The organism is Jejuia pallidilutea (genome assembly GCF_002973595.1).
Taxonomy (GTDB): domain Bacteria; phylum Bacteroidota; class Bacteroidia; order Flavobacteriales; family Flavobacteriaceae; genus Jejuia; species Jejuia pallidilutea.
Genome location: NZ_PVEO01000002.1, coordinates 424,470 through 443,459 on the forward strand (window position 1 = coordinate 424,470; position 18,990 = coordinate 443,459).

Annotated in this window: 17 protein-coding genes and 1 other RNA gene; 4 read left to right on the forward strand and 14 right to left on the reverse strand. The window is 33.7% G+C overall.

Annotated elements, in window-relative coordinates:
- Window positions 1–104: 104 nt before the first annotated feature.
- The 4 genes from CLV33_RS05455 to dapF are packed head-to-tail and all read right to left on the reverse strand — an operon-like array spanning window position 105 to window position 3,348.
- A complete protein-coding gene (locus CLV33_RS05455) occupies window positions 105–1,010 on the reverse strand; it encodes a DUF2279 domain-containing protein (RefSeq protein ID WP_105473028.1) in 906 nt (301 codons plus the stop codon).
- On the reverse strand, window positions 1,010–2,053 hold the full coding sequence (gene mltG, locus CLV33_RS05460; protein WP_105473029.1) for an endolytic transglycosylase MltG: 1,044 nt from the start codon (window positions 2,051–2,053) through the stop codon (window positions 1,010–1,012). Before mltG ends, CLV33_RS05455 begins: the two co-directional genes overlap by 1 nt.
- Window positions 2,054–2,578, reverse strand: a complete 525-nt coding sequence (locus CLV33_RS05465; RefSeq protein ID WP_105473030.1) for a GNAT family N-acetyltransferase — start codon at window positions 2,576–2,578, stop codon at window positions 2,054–2,056. It abuts the gene before it with no gap.
- On the reverse strand, window positions 2,575–3,348 hold the full coding sequence (gene dapF / locus CLV33_RS05470) for a diaminopimelate epimerase (protein WP_105473140.1): 774 nt from the start codon (window positions 3,346–3,348) through the stop codon (window positions 2,575–2,577). The genes CLV33_RS05465 and dapF overlap by 4 nt, the downstream gene beginning before the upstream one ends.
- Before the next feature lie 126 nt (window positions 3,349–3,474).
- Between dapF and CLV33_RS05475 the strand changes: the two genes are divergently transcribed.
- From CLV33_RS05475 to CLV33_RS05485, 3 genes are all read left to right on the forward strand, one after another.
- Window positions 3,475–4,884, forward strand: a complete 1,410-nt coding sequence (locus tag CLV33_RS05475; RefSeq protein WP_042249199.1) for a trypsin-like peptidase domain-containing protein — start codon at window positions 3,475–3,477, stop codon at window positions 4,882–4,884.
- 126 nt (window positions 4,885–5,010) lie between these two features.
- A complete protein-coding gene (locus tag CLV33_RS05480; protein WP_105473031.1) occupies window positions 5,011–6,459 on the forward strand; it encodes a glyceraldehyde-3-phosphate dehydrogenase in 1,449 nt (482 codons plus the stop codon).
- A gap of 138 nt (window positions 6,460–6,597) precedes the next feature.
- Window positions 6,598–7,218 (forward strand): tRNA (guanine-N1)-methyltransferase, encoded by a 621-nt coding sequence (locus CLV33_RS05485; protein ID WP_105473032.1) that lies wholly within the window; start codon window positions 6,598–6,600, stop codon window positions 7,216–7,218.
- 75 nt (window positions 7,219–7,293) lie between these two features.
- Here the strand turns inward: CLV33_RS05485 and fsa are convergent, their stop codons facing one another.
- From fsa to ffs, 4 genes are all read right to left on the reverse strand, one after another.
- Entirely contained in the window at window positions 7,294–7,947 is a 654-nt protein-coding gene (gene fsa / locus CLV33_RS05490) for a fructose-6-phosphate aldolase (RefSeq protein ID WP_042240889.1), read from the reverse strand.
- 221 nt (window positions 7,948–8,168) lie between these two features.
- Complete coding sequence (locus CLV33_RS05495; protein WP_042240886.1) at window positions 8,169–8,597, reverse strand: hypothetical protein; 429 nt, start codon at window positions 8,595–8,597, stop codon at window positions 8,169–8,171.
- A 43-nt stretch (window positions 8,598–8,640) separates the two neighbouring features.
- On the reverse strand, window positions 8,641–9,444 hold the full coding sequence (locus tag CLV33_RS05500; RefSeq protein WP_105473033.1) for an SDR family oxidoreductase: 804 nt from the start codon (window positions 9,442–9,444) through the stop codon (window positions 8,641–8,643).
- 111 nt (window positions 9,445–9,555) lie between these two features.
- An RNA gene (gene ffs / locus CLV33_RS05505) (signal recognition particle sRNA small type) lies at window positions 9,556–9,654 on the reverse strand.
- 89 nt (window positions 9,655–9,743) lie between these two features.
- Here ffs and CLV33_RS05510 point away from each other — a divergent pair.
- Complete coding sequence (locus CLV33_RS05510; protein ID WP_105473034.1) at window positions 9,744–10,778, forward strand: glutaminyl-peptide cyclotransferase; 1,035 nt, start codon at window positions 9,744–9,746, stop codon at window positions 10,776–10,778.
- 19 nt (window positions 10,779–10,797) lie between these two features.
- Here the strand turns inward: CLV33_RS05510 and CLV33_RS05515 are convergent, their stop codons facing one another.
- The 6 genes from CLV33_RS05515 to CLV33_RS05540 all read right to left on the reverse strand — a co-directional run bounded on the left by CLV33_RS05515 (window position 10,798) and on the right by CLV33_RS05540 (window position 18,990).
- Window positions 10,798–11,136 (reverse strand): hypothetical protein, encoded by a 339-nt coding sequence (locus CLV33_RS05515; RefSeq protein ID WP_105473035.1) that lies wholly within the window; start codon window positions 11,134–11,136, stop codon window positions 10,798–10,800.
- A 100-nt stretch (window positions 11,137–11,236) separates the two neighbouring features.
- Window positions 11,237–13,471 (reverse strand): TonB-dependent receptor, encoded by a 2,235-nt coding sequence (locus CLV33_RS05520; RefSeq protein WP_105473036.1) that lies wholly within the window; start codon window positions 13,469–13,471, stop codon window positions 11,237–11,239.
- Between the two features lie 109 nt (window positions 13,472–13,580).
- Entirely contained in the window at window positions 13,581–14,027 is a 447-nt protein-coding gene (locus CLV33_RS05525; protein ID WP_105473037.1) for a hypothetical protein, read from the reverse strand.
- A gap of 613 nt (window positions 14,028–14,640) precedes the next feature.
- Complete coding sequence (locus CLV33_RS05530) at window positions 14,641–15,528, reverse strand: carbohydrate kinase family protein (protein ID WP_105473038.1); 888 nt, start codon at window positions 15,526–15,528, stop codon at window positions 14,641–14,643.
- Between the two features lie 15 nt (window positions 15,529–15,543).
- Window positions 15,544–17,799, reverse strand: a complete 2,256-nt coding sequence (locus CLV33_RS05535; RefSeq protein WP_105473039.1) for a GH32 C-terminal domain-containing protein — start codon at window positions 17,797–17,799, stop codon at window positions 15,544–15,546.
- Between the two features lie 84 nt (window positions 17,800–17,883).
- Window positions 17,884–18,990 carry a DUF4960 domain-containing protein gene (locus CLV33_RS05540; protein WP_105473040.1) on the reverse strand — a complete coding sequence of 369 codons (1,107 nt, stop codon included), beginning with the start codon at window positions 18,988–18,990 and terminating at the stop codon, window positions 17,884–17,886.

Genomic DNA, 18,990 nt, shown 5'->3' on the forward strand with positions numbered 1-18,990 from the left:
TTTCTTCAGCAATGCTACAAAGCAAAGTTGCCTGAAAATTTGAGCGTGCAAAATTAGACATTTTTTTAATAATTTCAAAATTAATCGTCTAAGTGCTGTTTTTACTAATGGAATAGATGAAATACAGCCCCGTTTTTATTTATTTCTAGGGAAGGGAACGGTATTTTTATCATATTAAAAACGCTAAAAACAGACTTTAACAGTGCCGAATTAGTTCTAATTTTACTCAAATTTACATCTAAACTTATATAATATTGCCGGTAACGCCTATTACTTGTTAACAATTGATTGTCAGTAACTTCTATACCCGAAAACATTCCCTCTCCCCCATAGCCTAAAGCTAGGTTTAACCATTTTGGAATGTTACTCTCCTTAAAGAAGGCATGCAAATTAAAACTTAACCAATAGGTTTGTCCGTTGTAATCTTTTAAAACCTGTTCAAAAAAAGATGCACCTAGCTTATCAGGGCGCAATTCTGCATATCTTGTTTGCCTAAAACTAAATTTTACGTCAATTCGCTGCTCTTTCCACAATAATTCTTGCGATATGTATAAACCCGTTCCCAAAGCATTTGCCCCAACATCGCCCCAAGAAAAACCCCATTCGCTGGAATAGCCATCTAAAACTTCAACGGCTGTTAAAAAACCAAATCCTAGAGTTGCACCATAAATAAGTTGGTTTTGTTTACTTACCCCACTCCAATTTAAAAGATGTGCGCCTTGTTTCCCTATTTGGTAGGCACTAAACACATGCCCTACCTTGTCCATCTGTAACCATTCCGCGTTATCATTTATGGTTTGGAATTTAGAACGTTCAAAATCGGCATACCATAGTTCATTCAATCCTATAAGTGCAGCACTAGATAGTGCTACTTCTGAAATTACCACTGCATTTCTACGGGGCACATGTAAGGTATCACTAGGTGTTAGAAATTGATTTAAGGATGTTTGCGAGACACCTGTAAAGGTGCTACAAAAAAATACACCAATAATAAGCCACTGGAGACGCATTATCGGTTAATACCTTGAGAGGACAAGTAACGCTGATAAGCCCTCGCATTAACATTATGTTGTGCTAATGTTTTTGCAAATTTATGGTAACCAAAACGTTTAGCATCTGCGGCGAAATAAAGATAGTTGTGCTTTTCGTAATTCAACACTGCATCTATAGCCGAAATATCGGGCATTGCGATAAGTCCGGGAGGCAAGCCTCTTTTTTTATAAGTATTGTAGGGTGAATCTATCTCTTTGTGAACATTAAGCACACGTTTTATTACTGTGTTTTTGTATTTAGGTAGTTTGTAGGCGGCGAACTTTAAAGTTGGGTCTGCCTGTAATGGCATGCCAATACGCAATCTGTTCATGTAAACACCTGCTATTCTGGGCTGTTCAGAACGCGCTTTAGATTCCTCGTAAACAATTGATGCTAAGGCTATAACTTGAGATTGAGATAAGCCTACATTACGTGCCTTGGCCATACGCGTATCGTTCCAAAAACGCTTATATTCTTTTAGCATTCTAGCTCTAAAATCTTCAGCAGAAGTATTCCAATAGAATTCATAACTATTTGGTATGTACATACCCAAGGCGGTTTCTTCTTTAAAATTATTATCGTTTAAAAACGAGGTATTCGTCATAGCTTGCAACAATTCTAAACTATCGGCTTCTATTTGGTTTGCTACCCGTCCTGCTAATTTTTCTAAAGAATTTTGATTGTTAAATGACACTTTTACAGGAATATTATTGCTTCTTATAGAATTAATAATATCGTTATTACTCATCCCTTTTTTAATAGCATATTTACCAGGCTTAACATTATTGGTGTATTGCTTTTGTTTTGCTAGTACATCAAACTTATCAATATCCTCCAACAAAGGTTTTAGCTGTTGCCTAACCTCGTTGTAGCCATCGGTAGTTTTTACATAAATGTAAGCTTCATTATTATTGAAATTGGTATTTGGCGCCAACATAACACCATATATATAGTAAGCAAAAGCGGCAGCTGCAATTAACCCTACAATAGCAATAGCCCAAAGTATTTTTTTAATGTACATTTATTGTTTTATAAGTTGAAATAAATATTCGTTATTAAATGTTCCGTTATTAAAATTCCAATCTTTCTTTAGACCAATTTTTTTGAAACCAATCTTAGAAAAAAGCTGAATACTCGCTTGGTTATCTTCAGAAATATTACAATATAATTGATGCAAGCCTAAATGTGTAAAACTGTAATTTACTAACAATTGCAACGCCTCGTCCCCAAAACCTTTACCCCTGTTTTTTACATCTTTAATTACAATACCTACCCCTGCCCTTTTATTTTTAAAATCGAAGTCAAATATATCTATAAGCCCAAGTGAAGTTTCATTAATATCACAAATCATTAAACGCAATTGTTTAACTTCAAAAATATCTTTGTGGGCATTTTCTAGATATTGTTTAATTACAAATCTAGAAAAGGGAGTTTGCGTGTTGCTTAAATGCCAGATACTTTCGTTATTTTCAATTTCTAAAACAAACTCTAAATCTTCAGGTTCTAGAGCACGAAGCTTAATATATTTTCCGTTTAGTGTTTTCATATGGTACCTTCAAACACAAATTTAGCGGGCCCTATCAACCAAACATTCTTATAAATACCATCTTCAACATCAAAAGAAACTTGTAATGTACCGCCTTCAACTTTTAAATCTACCATAGTATTTGAGGTTTCGTTTAAAACATGCATAGCAATTGCAACTGCTGTAACTCCTGTGCCACAAGACAAGGTTTCGCCTTCAACACCACGCTCATAGGTTCTTACTCTAAATGCGTTATCTGATAATTTTTTTACAAAATTTACATTAGTTCCCTCTGTATGGTAAGGTGCGCCATATCTAATTTTAGCACCTTTGGTTCTTATATCAAAATTAGCAATATCGTCTTCAAATTGCACATGGTGTGGCGACCCAGTATTTAAAAAGACATGTGTTTTATATGTATTTACAGTATCTACGTCTTGCATTTGTAAGCTAACAATATCATCTTTAATTGTAGCATTATGTAAACCATCAACCGCCTCAAAAGTGGCTTTGTTTTTTATAATTTCTAAATGTTTTGCGAAAGCTACCAAACAACGCCCTCCATTACCGCACATGGTACTTTCGTTACCATCTGCATTATAATATACCATTTTAAAGTCTAAACTATTGTGGTTTTCTAGCAGTATTAACCCATCGCCACCTATGCCAAAACGTCTGTCGCAAAGACTTGCTATTAGTTTGGTATTATTTTTGTCGAATGTTTGTAGACGATTATCAATCATCACAAAATCGTTTCCCGTACCTTGATATTTATAAAATTTTTGTTCCATAATAATGGAGCAAATATATGAATATTCTAACGGTTTGTGTGGTGTTAAATCGTCGTTAAAGTTGAAAACAACATTCAATAAATATTTAATTTTAATCGTTTACAAATATATCTTAAACTGGAAATTATGAAGAAGATTTTAACATTAGTACTGGTTTCAGCTCTTGGTGGTATATTAACACTTGGAGCCTACAAACTATTTATACAAGAAGACAAAACTTTAGTAGTTGATACTGTAAAGGAGCAGCCGGCATTAATACCCACAGTAGCATCAAACACAGTGTACAAGCCCTATGAAACACCAGATTTTACAAAAGCTGCCGAAAATACCGTTAACGCTGTTGTTCATGTTAAGAATGTAACAATAAGTAGAGGACAAATGACTTTTGAAGATTTATTTTTAGGTAGAAGTCCGCAACGTGCACAATTAGGTACTGGCTCTGGAGTTATTATAACGCCAGATGGCTATATTATTACCAATAACCACGTTGTTGATAAATCTCAAGAACTTTCGGTTACCCTTAATAATAACAAGACCTACAAAGCTGAAATTGTAGGAACAGACCCAAAAACAGATATTGCGCTTTTAAAAATTGAAGCAGATGAAGAGTTGCCCGTGGTAACCTTTGGGGATTCTGACTCTGCTAAAATCGGAGAGTGGGTTTTAGCCGTGGGTAACCCGTTTAATTTAACCTCTACGGTAACCGCTGGAATTATTAGTGCCAAAGCAAGAGATTTGTCGGGCAACCCCAACGCCATACAATCCTTTATTCAAACCGATGCGGCCGTAAACCCAGGAAACTCTGGAGGTGCTTTGGTAAATACAAATGGCGAGTTAATTGGCATTAACACCGCTATCTCGTCGCAAACAGGCTCTTACGTTGGTTATTCTTTTGCGGTACCAAGCAATATTGCTAGGAAAGTGGTGAACGATATTATGGAGTATGGTAATGTACAAAATGGTATTCTTGGAGTTTCTGGAGTTGCACTAAACAGTAGAGCTGCTGAAGAAATTGAAATAGATGACACACAAGGGTTTTACGTTGGTGGTGTAGAAGAAGATTCTGGTGCTGCTGAAGCTGGAATAAAAGAAGGCGATATTATTAAGGAAATTGATAATGTACAAATTTTAAAATTTGCCGATTTAAAAGGGCACTTAAACACTAAAGGCCCTGGAGATATTGTAAATGTTAAGTTTTCTAGAGACGGGAATATTAAAACGGTTCCTGTTAGATTGGTAAAGAATATGACTGCAAACCTTCCATTAGTTGGACAAATTAAAAATGCTAAACCAGACGACTTAAAAAAATACAAAGCCAAAAATGGTGTAAAAATTGTACGCTTAAACGACTATTATAAAGAGTATTGGAATAAGAATGGCATAAAAGAAGGTTCTATTATTACAGCAGTTAACGACATTGAAGTTAATAATGTGGACGATGTTCAAAATATTTTAAAAAACAAATCTACAAACGAGCCATTAAGAATTGAACTTATTAACGAGAATGGCGAAAAAGAACGTTATAACTTTAGATAAAAATATAAGTACGTATCTTATAAAAGAGGTTGCTTTAAAAAGTAACCTCTTTTTTTGTTAAAACACGCTACGAAAACGTTTGAAATATGATATTTTAGCAAAATTAAACCCACTAAACTAAAAACAATGTCTACAGATGCAACTTATGAAAAAGAGTTAGCGTTTCAAGCAGATCGCAGAAGAGCTACTGTTGAATTTATCAAAGCCATTAACGATCTATGGTATGATAATTCCATCGAGTTAATTCTCTTTAAAAACCAACTTATCGACAAAAATGTAAGCGAAATTTTAAACTTACACGAATATGCCGGTAAGTTTGTTCAAAAACCAATTTCTATTTTCGATTCTGTTGAAATTGCAAAAGCCATAAAACAACTCAATATCGCTCCTGCTAAACTTGATATTGGAAAATTAACCTATGAATTTCATCTTGAAGAAAATAAATTTGACGATGCTATTCATTTTGTAGCCAACAAAATAAAAGATGCCGGTAATGGCAACAGTATAGAACCTAAAGACGTAATACTTTATGGTTTTGGTAGAATAGGGCGTTTAGTAGCCAGAGAGCTTATGGCAAAAACAGGAAAAGGTAGCCAATTACGGCTAAGAGCTATTGTTACAAGGGGTGCCATTACTACCGAAATATTGCAAAAAAGGGCATCCTTATTAAACAACGATTCTATTCACGGCGAATTCTCGGGCACCGTTTCTGTAAATGAAAAAGAAAAGGCCCTTATTATAAATGGCACTACAGTAAAAATGATTTCAGCTAATACCCCTGAAAAAATTGATTATACCAAATATAGCATTCATAATGCCTTGGTTATAGATAATACTGGAGCATTTAGAGATAAAGATGTTTTGTCTAAGCACTTAAATGCTAAAGGCGTTAAAAAAGTATTACTTACTGCCCCCGGAAAGGGCATACCAAATATTGTACATGGCGTTAACCATTTAGAATATAATCCAGATAAGATAGATATATTTTCAGCCGCATCTTGTACCACCAATGCCATTACGCCCATTCTTAAAGCTATTGAGGATTCCTATGGTGTAAAAAGCGGACATTTAGAAACTATTCATGCCTACACCAACGACCAAAATTTAGTAGATAATTTTCATAAAAAATACCGACGTGGTCGTGCAGCTGCACTAAATATGGTAATAACCGAAACTGGAGCGGGAAAAGCTGTAGCTAAAGCACTACCTAGTTTAGAAGGCAAGCTAACCTCAAACGCTATTAGAGTTCCTGTACCTAACGGCTCGTTGGCCATATTAAATTTAGAATTAGATAGAAAAACCTCTTTAAATGGAATTAATGCCACCATTAAAAAATATGCACTAGAAGGCGATTTGGTTGAACAAATAAAATACGAATTAAACGACGAACTGGTATCTAGCGATATTGTAGGGTGTTCTGCTCCAGCCATTTACGATAGCAAAGCCACTATTGTACGTTCTGATGGTAAAAATGTGGTATTATACATTTGGTACGATAACGAATATGGCTATAGCCATCAGGTTATTAGGCTAGCAAAATACATTTCAAAAGTAAGGCGTTATACCTACTATTAAAAACATCTAAATTGTTTTAATTTTCGTAAATCTATTGGAATAGCCTCAAAAAAATTGGGGCTATTTCGTAAATAACCTATTTTTTAAACTTAATTTTATATTTTCGCAGTAGCAGTTAACCTATTTAAACACAACCAAATGAATTCCTCAAAATACCTTATTGCTATAATTTTTGCATTTTTTTTTAATGCAACTTTCGCACAAACAACAGAAGAACAAGAAGCACTTTCGCTTAATAGCGGCACAATAGATAGCCAATTTGAGTTTGTTTTTAGAAAATCTGGAAATTTTAAAGGCACTAACGGGCAGGCTTATGAGGCTGTAAAAAGCAGTTGGCTATACACATTAAGAGCACATGTTAAAGACTCTTTAGACGAGATTAGAAAAGACTTAAGCGATACAAGAGCCGTAGTTGAATCGCAAGCTAACGAAATAACTGAGCTTAAATCTAATCTTAGTAAAACACAAACCGATTTAACCAATACCAATGCTGAAAAGGACAGCATGTCCTTATTTGGTATGCAAATGAGCAAAATAGGCTACAACACCTTATTGTGGAGTATTATTGCTGCTTTGTTGGCCTTTTTACTATTTTTTATTTATAAATTTAAAAATAGTAATGCTGTTACCAAACAAGCTAAACAAAGTCTTTCTGAAATAGAAGAAGAATTTGAAGAGCATAGAAAAACAGCTTTAGAACGCGAACAAAAAGTAAGACGCCAATTGCAAGACGAAATAAACAAACAGAAAAAAGCTTAAACTTACACCAATACATAAAAAGGCGCAATAGTAAAAAAATTACTATTGCGCCTTTGTTATTTTAAGAAACTTAGTTTAGTTTCCTTTTTTATAGTCTGCTAAAAATTTAGCTAAACCCATATCTGTTAAAGGGTGTTTTAATAAGCCTTCTATAGAACTTAATGGCCCAGTCATAACATCTGCACCAATCTTAGCACAATCTATAACATGCATGGTATGACGAACTGATGCTGCTAAAATTTGTGTTTCAAAACCATAATTATCATAAATATGGCGTATCTCAGAAATCAAATTTAAGCCATCGGTAGAAATATCATCTAAACGTCCAATAAATGGCGATACATATGTAGCTCCAGCCTTGGCTGCCAATAACGCTTGTCCTGCAGAAAACACTAAAGTAACGTTGGTTTTTACACCCTTGCTAGAAAAATATTTACATGCCTTAACACCGTCTTTTATCATTGGTAATTTAATTACAATTTGGTCGTGTAATTCAGCTAAGGCCTCCCCTTCTCTTATCATACCTTCAACATCGGTAGAAATTACCTCAGCACTCACATCACCATCAACAATATTACAAATATCAACGTAGTGCTTCAAAATATTATCGTGCCCAGTAATGCCCTCTTTAGCCATTAACGATGGGTTTGTAGTTACGCCATCTAAAATCCCCATATCTTGGGCTTCTTTTATTTGGTCTAAATTTGCAGTATCAATAAAAAATTTCATTTATTTATAATTATATAGATTTTACTTTATTTTTATGGCGTTACCCTAAAGGGTCGGGCTATACGCTATATCTTTTTTGAAAAAAACAAAAAAGGATGCCGCTTCTATCCCTAACGCAGCGAATTTACAACATTATGGCTTTTACTTAATTACCTTTAGGTAAAATCTATTAACAAGTTGCTAAAAGTTTTCGGAGTTAAGCTAATAAGGGAAATATTTTTTTAATTTACCGTTAAAACATAAGTTCTAGATGTACTTTCTTCACAAAGTCCATCACAATCGTTTAAGTTGTTTTCACATTCCTCATAATAATCATTTGCTTGCTCTACACTTAATGTAACCGTAAATCGATACCTACCGCGCTCTAAAGGTCTGCCTTCTATAATAACGTCTCTGTAATCAAAATATACATCAACGCCTCTTGGTATTTCACCATTAATAGAAAAATAGTAATAATAAGCGTTATCCCTAGCCTCATTTTTAATTTCCGAAGTAATTATATCGTAATAATCTTGATGAATAAAACCAGTGCGCAACCTATTATCAGACAGGATAGGTTTTCTATTAATGATACATTCTAAAATATCTTGACATCCTGTAAGTATAAAAAACAATGCAAAAAACGAAGGGAAAATAATTTTTTTATACATAAGGCCACCTTTGTGCTAGCAAACACAAATAGTATACCAAATATTATAACTTATAATGATTCATTAATAATTTCTCGTATATGGTATCTGGCAAGATTCGTTTTAATACCACAGAAAATTTTTGCATAAACTCCCCAACCTTATAATGTACTTTTGGTTTATTGGTATTAATTATTTTATATACAGCTTTCGCCATCATGTCTGGATCGCTACCTGCATCAACGTGCGCATTCATTAACTCTAAAGATTTACCATAAGTAGTATGGTACGGGGAGCTTTTTTGCAATGGCGCATGATAACGTCCTGCAGCTATGTTTGTTGCAAAATCTCCAGGTGCAACGTTTGTCATTTGTATATTAAATGGCTTTAATTCCATTCTAAAAGCTTCGGTTAAAATTTCTAAAGCGCCTTTACTTGCACTATAAATACCGCGATAAGGCAACCCCATATACCCAGCAATGGATGTTATATTAATAATTAACCCCGACTGCTGTTTACGCATCTGTGGTAATACCGCCTTAATAACATTTATGGGGCCAAAAAAATTAGTATCAAAATTGGCTTTAATTTCTGCTTCTGGAATTTCCTCTATAGGTCCAGTAATACCAGCGCCAGCATTGTTTATTAACACATCTAGTGTGCCCTCTTTCTCAATAATAGCAGCTACAGATGTTTTAATTGTAGATACATCTTTTACATCTAAGGCCAACAAGGGAAACTTGCTGCTCGAATAGTTTTTTGGAGTTCTGCTGGTACCGTAAACCTTAAACCCTTTGTTGGTTAAAAATTCGCCTATGGATTTACCAATTCCAGATGATCCGCCTGTGATTAAAACAACTTTAGACATAACGCTGTGAAATTACAATTTTTAAAAAAGATAGATTTCAAAAACTCTGAAAAATTAGAAAACATATGTCTTAACAAAAAAGAGAATCCCGCCCTCGCAGGAATGCACAAAAAAAGGCAAGCTACCTACATCACACCGCTACGACCATATACCTTTGCTGCGTTCCCGCCCTGGAGGATTCTACAGGAGCTGGTTGTGTAGGACTTGCCGATGGCAAAGATACAATCTTTTAAAATTTTCACAATGATTTTTTAAACCGATTTTTAATAAATATATTCGGCATAAATTAAGTGTTACCAATGAAAACGTATAAACAACTCACACTCATCGCATTATTATTTCTGTTGGTGTCTTGTGGCTCTAATTCCGGACAAAAGAAAGACTATTTTAGTATTGTAACTAATGCCGAAAAAGGTAATATTTCAATTAAAGAAACGCTTAAACTATCTCTGGAAAACAAAAAAAAGCATACCATAGACTCTGTAATTTATAAACTCGATGGAAAAACAATTTCTAATAGTTACGCGCTAAACAATCATAAACTGGGAAAGCACCCAATTGAAGCACTGGTGTATTTTAATGGTGAACACACACAAACAATAACTTCATCTATTACTATTTTGAATGATGCGTCACCAAAAATTTATAAATACAGAATTATTAACGAATACCCTCATGATATTACCTCCTATACACAAGGTTTAGAGTTTTATAATGGAAAGCTGTATGAAAGTACTGGACAATATAAAGAATCTAAATTGCGACAAGTTGATTATAAAACAGGAAACGTTATTAAAAACGTAAATTTAGCCGATGCCTATTTTGGTGAAGGATTAACTATTGTGAACGATAAAATTTACCAACTAACATGGAAAGCCGGTGTGGGCTTAGTTTACGATGTACAAACATTAGAAAAAACAGGTAGCTTTAAATACGGAAAAAGTAAAGAAGGTTGGGGCTTAACACACAATAATTCGCATATTTATAAGAGTGATGGTAGCGAAAACATTTGGTTGCTTAACCCAGAAACCCTAACTGAAGAAGACAATATACAGGTATACACCAATAAAGGAAAAATTACCGAAATAAACGAAATGGAATGGATAAATGGCAAAATTTATGCGAACCGGTACCAAAAAAATGGTGTTGCTATTATTAACCCCAAAAATGGAGCTGTTGAAGGCGTTATAGACTTTACGCCACTTAAAAACAAAGTAACCCAACACGAAAAACTAGACGTTTTAAATGGTATTGCTTACAACACAGAAACCAAAACTATTTTTGTTACAGGTAAACGATGGGATAAATTGTTTGAGGTTGAAGTCGTTGAATAATATCAATATTTCATTTTTATTACCATTTTAGTATAAAATTTTGAGTATTCGAATCCTCGATAGGTAAATCATCTGTACTATATAAAAATTTCTCGTTATAATAAAAGCGTACACTATATTGACCTTTTTTAAGCTGGAATTGAACCACCCCAATACTATCAGTTTTCATTCGTTGACGCTCATGAAATTCCCACATACCAAATATTGGTTTTTTTATCTCGTAGATTCTTGTTTCTAGACCAATTCTTGGTTTTTCAGTTGATTCATATAAAGTATAGATTTTTACATTAATTAATTTTTCTTTGCGACAAGAATAAATAGTCAATAAAATTATTGCTAAAAACACTTTAGTTTTCATTGTTATTAAAACTTAATTCTATAGCCTAAGATAACTACGAATACTCAAATTTATAAGTTTTATTTAAGTATTCGCAATATCTTATACATTGATGGTTTTACTAAAACCTCACCGAGACTTTTCCTCTTAAAAAGAAAGGTGCTCCTGGTGTAAAATGGATTTCCTCCACAGAATTTGCCTCATTAAATAATCTACTTTCTGTAGCAAATTGGGTTTCGTTCCATTCGCTATTAAATAAGTTTTCTATAATTACACCAAAAGTCCAATTGTTATAGTTGTAGTTTATATTAAAATCGGTAATAAAATAACCTTCCGCGACTATAGAATTATCTTCGTTTGCTGGTCTATCTTTAATATATCTATAAGTTAATCCTCCTGAGAATTTACCCAAATCCCTAAAACTAAAACCACCTGCCGATGTTACATCTGGCGCCAACGGAATATAGTCTTGTCCATTTGGTGCTTCTGTGCTTCTTGCATATGTGTAATTTATATCTGTATTGAAATATAGCCAATCTGCAATTTGATATCGTAATCCAAAATCAACACCATAACGTGCTGTTTTGCCACTAGGTTCAACAATAGCGGCATCTCCAACATACACAAACTCTTGCTGCAAAAACAACGACCAAAGTGAAGCATTAATTGCTAATCGGCTGGTTGGTTTTAGCACAGTTCCTAAATCTGTACTAAAAGCAGTTGGTAATATTTGCTCGCCATTTTGGGCAGTAACAACGCGGGTATCATTAGAGTGATAGCCCAAACCTGTCTTTAAGAAAAACTGGGTTTGCGCAGAGGCAGCGTAAATAAAATTTAGTTTTGGGCTTAATAACACCTTGTTTTCGCTCTTGCTATCGTAAGTTTCAGAAAGTAAATCTTCATAATCAAACGTAAAGTAATCTAATCGTATGCCTGGATTAAACGTCCATTTATCAACTTTATAGTTTAAGTCGGCAAAGGAAAATGCGTTAAGTTCGTCTACATTTCCAAAAGCTAGTCGCTCCAACAATTCTTTTCTGTTTTTGGTACGAGATAATTGCACATCATTTACATCATCGTATCTAAAGCCAATACCTATACGATATTTTAACTGTTGGTTCTCGTTGTTTAAACGAAACGATTTTTGATAAACACTTTTAGCCCCAATAATTGTTCTGTCCTCATATTGTCTTATTTGGTCTGCATTAACAGGATCTTCCAGAAAAAAGGTAAAGTTTGAAAATAGCTCAAAATCGTATTGCGTTATATACGCCGAGGATTCAATACTGGAATATTCATCTAAATGCTTAACATGGTTTAGCCATATATTTGTTCTACTTGTATTACCACCCTCGGTATCATCAATAGCACCAAACCTACCAATTAAACCCTGATCTACAGCACGTTGCGGTATTTGTCCCGAAGCATCCCATTTACTTTGAAAATGCGAGAGCGATAAACTAAACTCTTGGTCTTTAAAATTATTATAGTTGTAGCGCCCCATTATATTTAAACGGTTAAAGTTTTGTGGAGACTCAAAAACACCATCGGTTAGGTTCATTTCGCTTGCTACATAAGCATTACTATTTTTACCATCTAAAATTTTTAGCATACTCATGGCGCGCACCGTATTAAACTGGCCAGCTTCAACAGAAATTACATTATCATCAATAGTCTTTTTTGTTTGTATATCTACGTAACCTGCGGTATTAAAGTTTCCTTTATCTGCATAGTAAGAGCCTTTTCCAAAATCTAAATAGTCAATAGTTTCGGGGATTATAAAATGCATGTCGGCATATCCTTGTCCGTGGGCATGCGATACCATATTTACAGGCATACCGTCTACACCAATGGCAATATCGGTACCATGATCTATATCAAAGCCTCTTAAAAAAATTTGTTCTGCCTTACCACCACCCGCATGCTGACCAATAATAAGACCGGGAATTTTACGTAAAATTTCTTGTGAAGATTTTACAGGACTGGTTTTTAAATCTACATTAACAAAGTTACTTAGCACGTTTACTTTTGAAACTATTAAAACCTGATCTAAGGATGCAGATGATATTTTCATCGTTATTTCTATGCTATTATCTAAATGAGATTCGTTTACAGTAAGTTCGTAGTTCTCGTAACCTAATTGATTGAAATAAATAACGTCTCCAACCGAAACATCGGTAATTTTAAAATATCCTGAAACATTGGTATAAGTATAACTCCCTGTATTTTTATTATAGACCCCAACACCTTGTATTGGTTTACTATTTTCTTCAGATGTAACTATTCCGTTAAGTTCATGAGCGTTTACACTGCTAACAACAGCTAACAGCACAAAAAATATAATATACTTTTTCATTTTTTTTTTGGTTTTGAGGGCAGATTTGTAAGTGCATATAAAAATGCCCAGAATTTTGGTGATACTTCTATGTAATAATATTTTAGGAATACAACTTTATTAATAGCCCTTAACAAAGCTGCAAAATATAAATTTTGGGAGGCACTTTTATTTTATTAAAAAATCTTCTTGTTTTGTTTTCTCTGTAATAAATTCTATCTAACAACGGATTTAATAAATTGATTTTCATTAATTTAAGCCGAATAAAACAAAAATACTTATCAAAATCAATATTTATAATTTTTGATTTTCTAGGTTTTGTATTACTTGTTTCAGCACTTAACAAATAACTTACAAAAGCAATTATCTTGTGCTCTTGAGAATATATAGTTCTTGTTTTATGATGAGTTTCCATTCTAAAATTATGAGTATGGTGCAAAACCGCAGTATCTTCATTAAAATTATGCGATATATTATGTAAAACCACTATAAATGCTTCTTTGAATGGTATAAGCAGATATAAAACACCCATTGCTATAACTAGAAATTTTATAATATTTATTCTAAACCCTTTCATTTTGCGCTTTTATTTTCCTCTGGCTATTAACAATTAGCATAAAAGTTTATAGTTGGCAAATTAAATACCTTACACAATAAAACATTTAACTATTACAGTTTTTATATACACATACACTACTTTTTTTAAGTGTAATCTGCATATACTTCTTAATTGCTAAAAAGATTATGCCCATTTAAACTACCTACGAAAATTTTATTCAAGTGGTTTCGTTTTTTTAATAAATAAGGTTCGTTCTGGGATTAAAAAAATATATATGCTAGTCTTAATGCGATGTAAATGAAACAAATAGATGTATTCAGATATTTAATATCCTGTTACATATTTTGTTTTAAATTCTGTATTTACTTATTAATAAATAAGGATAGTAAACAAGAAACATAATATACATTGCCTACAATTTAAATTGAATACGTTTAGTAATTCGCTTTTTTAAAAAGATAGAAGATCTCACATGCTTAATTACTACATAACTACAGTCTAAATTACTGCTTTTGGTATTAAATGAATAGCAGTTAGAGCGCGGATAACCTATTTGGGTTTAAACCCCACTCTAACTTACATTTTAAGCTAGGGTTGGTTGGCTTACTAAACTATTCATTGCTTTTTAATTTTATTTCGGGTTTATAAAATTGTGTATTTCTGTTAGAGGTATATTTGGATTAGCACCTTTGCTTTGCGCTACCAAAGCACCTACAGCACAAGCAAAATCTATTGCCTCTTGTGGTTTCGAATCATTTAGTAATTTACTAATTAGCGCACCTAAAAAAGAATCTCCAGCCCCTACTGTATCTACCACCTTTATTAAATAGCCACAGTTGTAATACAGTTTACCATTATATAACAAAATAGCACCATGGTTTCCCATAGTTACACAAATATGCTTTGTATTTGTTTTTTCTGCTATATACATAAGATTCTGTTCTAGGGAATTAAAAACCGATCCCATAGATTTACTTACCTCGTATAATTCGTCATCATTAAACTTTATAAAATCCGCTTTATCCATAAGGTAAAACAGCACATCGTTAGTATAGTGTGGAGGCCTTAGGTTTAAATCAAATATTTTATAGTTAGCAAGTTCCAGAAGTGCATAAAGTGTTTCTCTAGACACTGCATCTCTTGAGGCCAGACTTCCATATACAAAAGCATCGGCATTTTTTGTGATTTTCTTGTTATCTTCGGTTAACACAATTTTATCCCAGGCTCTAGGATACTCTATATCGTAAGTAGCAGAACCTTTTTGGTTTAGTGTTACTTTTACGCTTCCTGTTGCATATGTGTTATGCAATTTAACACAACCTGTGTCTACACCATTTTTTTTAATAAAATCTAATAAAACAGTACCTTTTGTATCTGTACCAATAGCACTAATCATTGCAACGTTATTACCAAAACACTTTAACCTCATAGCAACATTTAGAGGGGCTCCACCAATATTTTCGTGGGTTGGAAAAACATCCCATAAAACTTCGCCAAAACATGCTATATTTTTTTTCACAATTATGTTTTTATATTATTTTTTAGTAGGCGCAACATAATCCCATTCTATAGATTGCATTGGCCAAATGTGTAGTTTTTTTAATGTTGAATTTGCATCAAACCCCATTAGCTCAATATGCTGCGCTTCTGGATCTGAAAAATAAATACGATCCGTTATGGAAACCTCATCATTTATATAAATCTCTATCATAGATTTATCTAAGAAAATACGCAAATTCAATATATCGCTTTCTGAAACTGGTGCTGTAAGCGGCTTAAATTTTCGCTCTGGATTGCTTTGTACTTTATTAAAAACAACCGATTTTATCTCAGGATCATAATATACCATTGCTTGTGGATTTCCTGAAATAGATTTACGAACAACTATGCCCTGTTTTACCTGTTTAGGTTTAAACTGTAATGCAATTTCTAGCTGATCGCCCTTAACCGTTTTAAGGGTTGTATTTACCTCTGAAATTTTACAATCATTACATAAAACTATTGGTTTTTTTCTTAAGCTTTCAAGTTCTGCAATTGGAGCAAAATGAAGTTTTTCCTCCTTATCTATCCACAAGTAAATTGGCAAACCTGCGTTATGCGCCCACCCCATTTTGTAATTATCTAAACTTCCATGTTTTCCTTGTGCTATGGAGAACACTATAGACCTGTTGGTTTTAGGATCTACCAAACCACTTTGCCCTGTAAAACCAAAATCGCCATAATCAAGCAATTTGGGGGTGTCGTGGTCTGGGATAAACGTTTTACTATTTTTATCGAATGCTCCTATCCAATAAAAAACTTCAACATCGGCATTATCCCTTAAAGGCAATACCATTAAAATATATTTATTGGTAGGGCTACCACTTTTGGTTGGTAGTGGTAAAAATATAGGCAACTCCCACACACCGCCCATAAATGGATATTTATTTATATCGGTTTTATAAAATGGATGCAAATATTGCCAGTTTTTAGCATCTTTAGATTCGAATAAAGCTGCTGTTCCACCTTGGTCTTTTATACCGCTACCAACAATCATATAATACGTTTTGTCTATTTTGAATATAAAAGGGTCGCGAAATTCTCTATGTAAATATTCTGATGGTTTTTCAACAATAAGGCCAGTTTTTTTCCATTGCACCAAATTCTTGTCATTTTTATCCTTTGGTACAGCTATAGAAGCATATTGGTTTTCTTTTTTACTATCGTTACCAGCAGTGTAAAAAAGCATAGGTGTATTGTTTGGACCTATGTAAGCGGATCCAGACCAAATACCATCAGGATCCAGATGCCCTTTTTCTGGCGCCAAGGCAATATCGGCATGTTTCCAGTGTACCATATCATTACTCACCCAATGCCCCCAGTGAATTTGCCCCCAATACGGACCAAAAGGATTGTGTTGATAGAAAAGATGGTATGTTCCGTTGTAAAATAAGGGTGCATGTGGTTCGTTCATCCAATGTGCTGGAGGAATAGCATGGTAATTTGGGCGGTAGTTATCGCTAACTTTAGAGTGCTTAAGCCTTAAAACTTCCTTTAAGTTTTTGTTGCTGTGCGATTTATAATCAATATAACTTGTATCAAATTGCGAAGCAATAGGTTTTATAGATAATTCATCAAGCAAACCATTTATAGTGTTGAATTTAAACTTTTCCCCAAACCCACTAGCATTGGAATTTCTTCCTATAGTAAGCAGGTAATTATCGGACTTAAATAGATGGTTTATAATATCTTTATCCAATACCGCATTTAATAATTCTTTTTCATTAACAAATACCTTGATAGTATCATCTGTTTGAATAATACTCACAAAGCTCCAAGAGTTTTTTGGTAGGAACAGCTCATCATTTGTAATATATTGTTTTGTAGCTCCTAATGAATATTGAATGGCTAATTGCCCATGTTTTAGAAACCCTACTTTAAATGAATTGATGTCCGTTTTAGCACTATAATCAATAATACTAGATATTTTATTATCTATAGCATTATCAAAAGCTCGGGGGGCAATCCAAAAGCTTAAAACAAATTGTTTTGGTAGTGTATATTCCTTAATTTCCATATAGGTAGAATAGCCATCAAAAAGAAGCGCTCCATTACCTGTTCCTACATTTTTCCAAAGTAAATGAGGTGTCTTAGAATTCAAATCGTAACTAGAATTGTACAGTTGTGCTTTATACTCTTTTTGAAATGATTTCCACCACTCTGGCCCATCAAAACTAATATCGATAGGTTGTGCTTTAATCGTTGAAAAAATTAAAAAGAAAAATAGGGTTATTTTGTAAGGAAAATTCATAGGAAAAATACTGCGTGTTATAGTAGCTTTTAGCTAAAAAAAAGGGAACAGGTAAAAACTACCCGCTCCCTCAACTAAACTAAACTACTTACTACTCAAATAATCTATACTGTTTTTATACACTTTATGTACGTTGCTTAAATATGGGTTGTCTCTGCCGTCGTTCATGCTCCATTCCATTCCACCAATACCTATGGTTATCATATACCCTTTAAATCTTTCAAAAGGATTCCAAACAATTATCCCACCAAATGCTTGTCCGTCTACTGCCCAATCCCAAGCAGCAATAGGTTCTGCATTATAAAGTGAATTAAAGGTAGCATAAGGTGCAGTTTCAATAGAATTGAAATTCCAAAGTGCATTGTGGTCTTCTTTGTATCCGGCATTAATTACAAATGCTTTGTTGGCATCGTAAAATTCTAATCCGTTTGAAATAATATTTGCTACGCTAGAGTTGGTAAACCCAATGCCCCAAGTATCTGGATTAGAACCTCCTACCCCTGTTCCAATAATATTTCTTAAACCAGAAGTATCCCTACCAAGTTCTTCCACAAGACCAGTACCTAGCAATCCTGCCACTATTTTACCACCTTGAACGTAAAACTTAGATAGTACATTTAGCTTTTCTAATAAAGCAGTTGGTTGGTTAGAGGAGCCAACTTGATCGTGCACATACACAATAACGTTTACACCATTTAAGGCATCGTCTGAAAGGGCTTCATAAGAAATATAAACAAAGTCGCTGCCATAAGTAGCTTGTGTCCATAAGGCAGCTGCTTTTACATCGTCATCAGCAATATCATCAATAGTAGCACCATCGCCTAAAAAAGCTATTTTGGAAGGTAATAATGTAGCATTTATTGTATAAGTTCTATCGGAAACACCGTTATTAACAACAAGTTCTACAGGCGTGTTTAAATCTAAGGTAGATCCGCTTTCTGGAGTTATAGTTACACCTTTTGGCGCAGTAGCCTCGAACGAGACACCACTTAAATCTGTATTACCTACTAAACTTACATTTATTTTTCCTGCTAAATGATCTATTTCGGCACTTTTATTATTTATTAAAACGCTTTCTACTATATTAAGAACCTCTGGTCCTTCCATATAGTTTTCTCTTTCATCGCAAGATTGTAGTCCTAAAACTAGAACCATAATTGCGATGGCTTTTTTTATAATTAGTTTTTTCAT

Coding starts and splice junctions, on each gene's coding strand:
- CLV33_RS05455 (WP_105473028.1), bottom strand. CDS start 1,010: ATGCGTCTCCAGTGGCTTATTATTGGTGTATTTTTTTGTAGCACCTTT.
- mltG (WP_105473029.1), bottom strand. CDS start 2,053: ATGTACATTAAAAAAATACTTTGGGCTATTGCTATTGTAGGGTTAATT.
- CLV33_RS05465 (WP_105473030.1), bottom strand. CDS start 2,578: ATGAAAACACTAAACGGAAAATATATTAAGCTTCGTGCTCTAGAACCT.
- dapF (WP_105473140.1), bottom strand. CDS start 3,348: ATGGAACAAAAATTTTATAAATATCAAGGTACGGGAAACGATTTTGTG.
- CLV33_RS05475 (WP_042249199.1), top strand. CDS start 3,475: ATGAAGAAGATTTTAACATTAGTACTGGTTTCAGCTCTTGGTGGTATA.
- CLV33_RS05480 (WP_105473031.1), top strand. CDS start 5,011: ATGTCTACAGATGCAACTTATGAAAAAGAGTTAGCGTTTCAAGCAGAT.
- CLV33_RS05485 (WP_105473032.1), top strand. CDS start 6,598: ATGAATTCCTCAAAATACCTTATTGCTATAATTTTTGCATTTTTTTTT.
- fsa (WP_042240889.1), bottom strand. CDS start 7,947: ATGAAATTTTTTATTGATACTGCAAATTTAGACCAAATAAAAGAAGCC.
- CLV33_RS05495 (WP_042240886.1), bottom strand. CDS start 8,597: ATGTATAAAAAAATTATTTTCCCTTCGTTTTTTGCATTGTTTTTTATA.
- CLV33_RS05500 (WP_105473033.1), bottom strand. CDS start 9,444: ATGTCTAAAGTTGTTTTAATCACAGGCGGATCATCTGGAATTGGTAAA.
- CLV33_RS05510 (WP_105473034.1), top strand. CDS start 9,744: ATGAAAACGTATAAACAACTCACACTCATCGCATTATTATTTCTGTTG.
- CLV33_RS05515 (WP_105473035.1), bottom strand. CDS start 11,136: ATGAAAACTAAAGTGTTTTTAGCAATAATTTTATTGACTATTTATTCT.
- CLV33_RS05520 (WP_105473036.1), bottom strand. CDS start 13,471: ATGAAAAAGTATATTATATTTTTTGTGCTGTTAGCTGTTGTTAGCAGT.
- CLV33_RS05525 (WP_105473037.1), bottom strand. CDS start 14,027: ATGAAAGGGTTTAGAATAAATATTATAAAATTTCTAGTTATAGCAATG.
- CLV33_RS05535 (WP_105473039.1), bottom strand. CDS start 17,799: ATGAATTTTCCTTACAAAATAACCCTATTTTTCTTTTTAATTTTTTCA.
- CLV33_RS05540 (WP_105473040.1), bottom strand. CDS start 18,990: ATGAAAAAACTAATTATAAAAAAAGCCATCGCAATTATGGTTCTAGTT.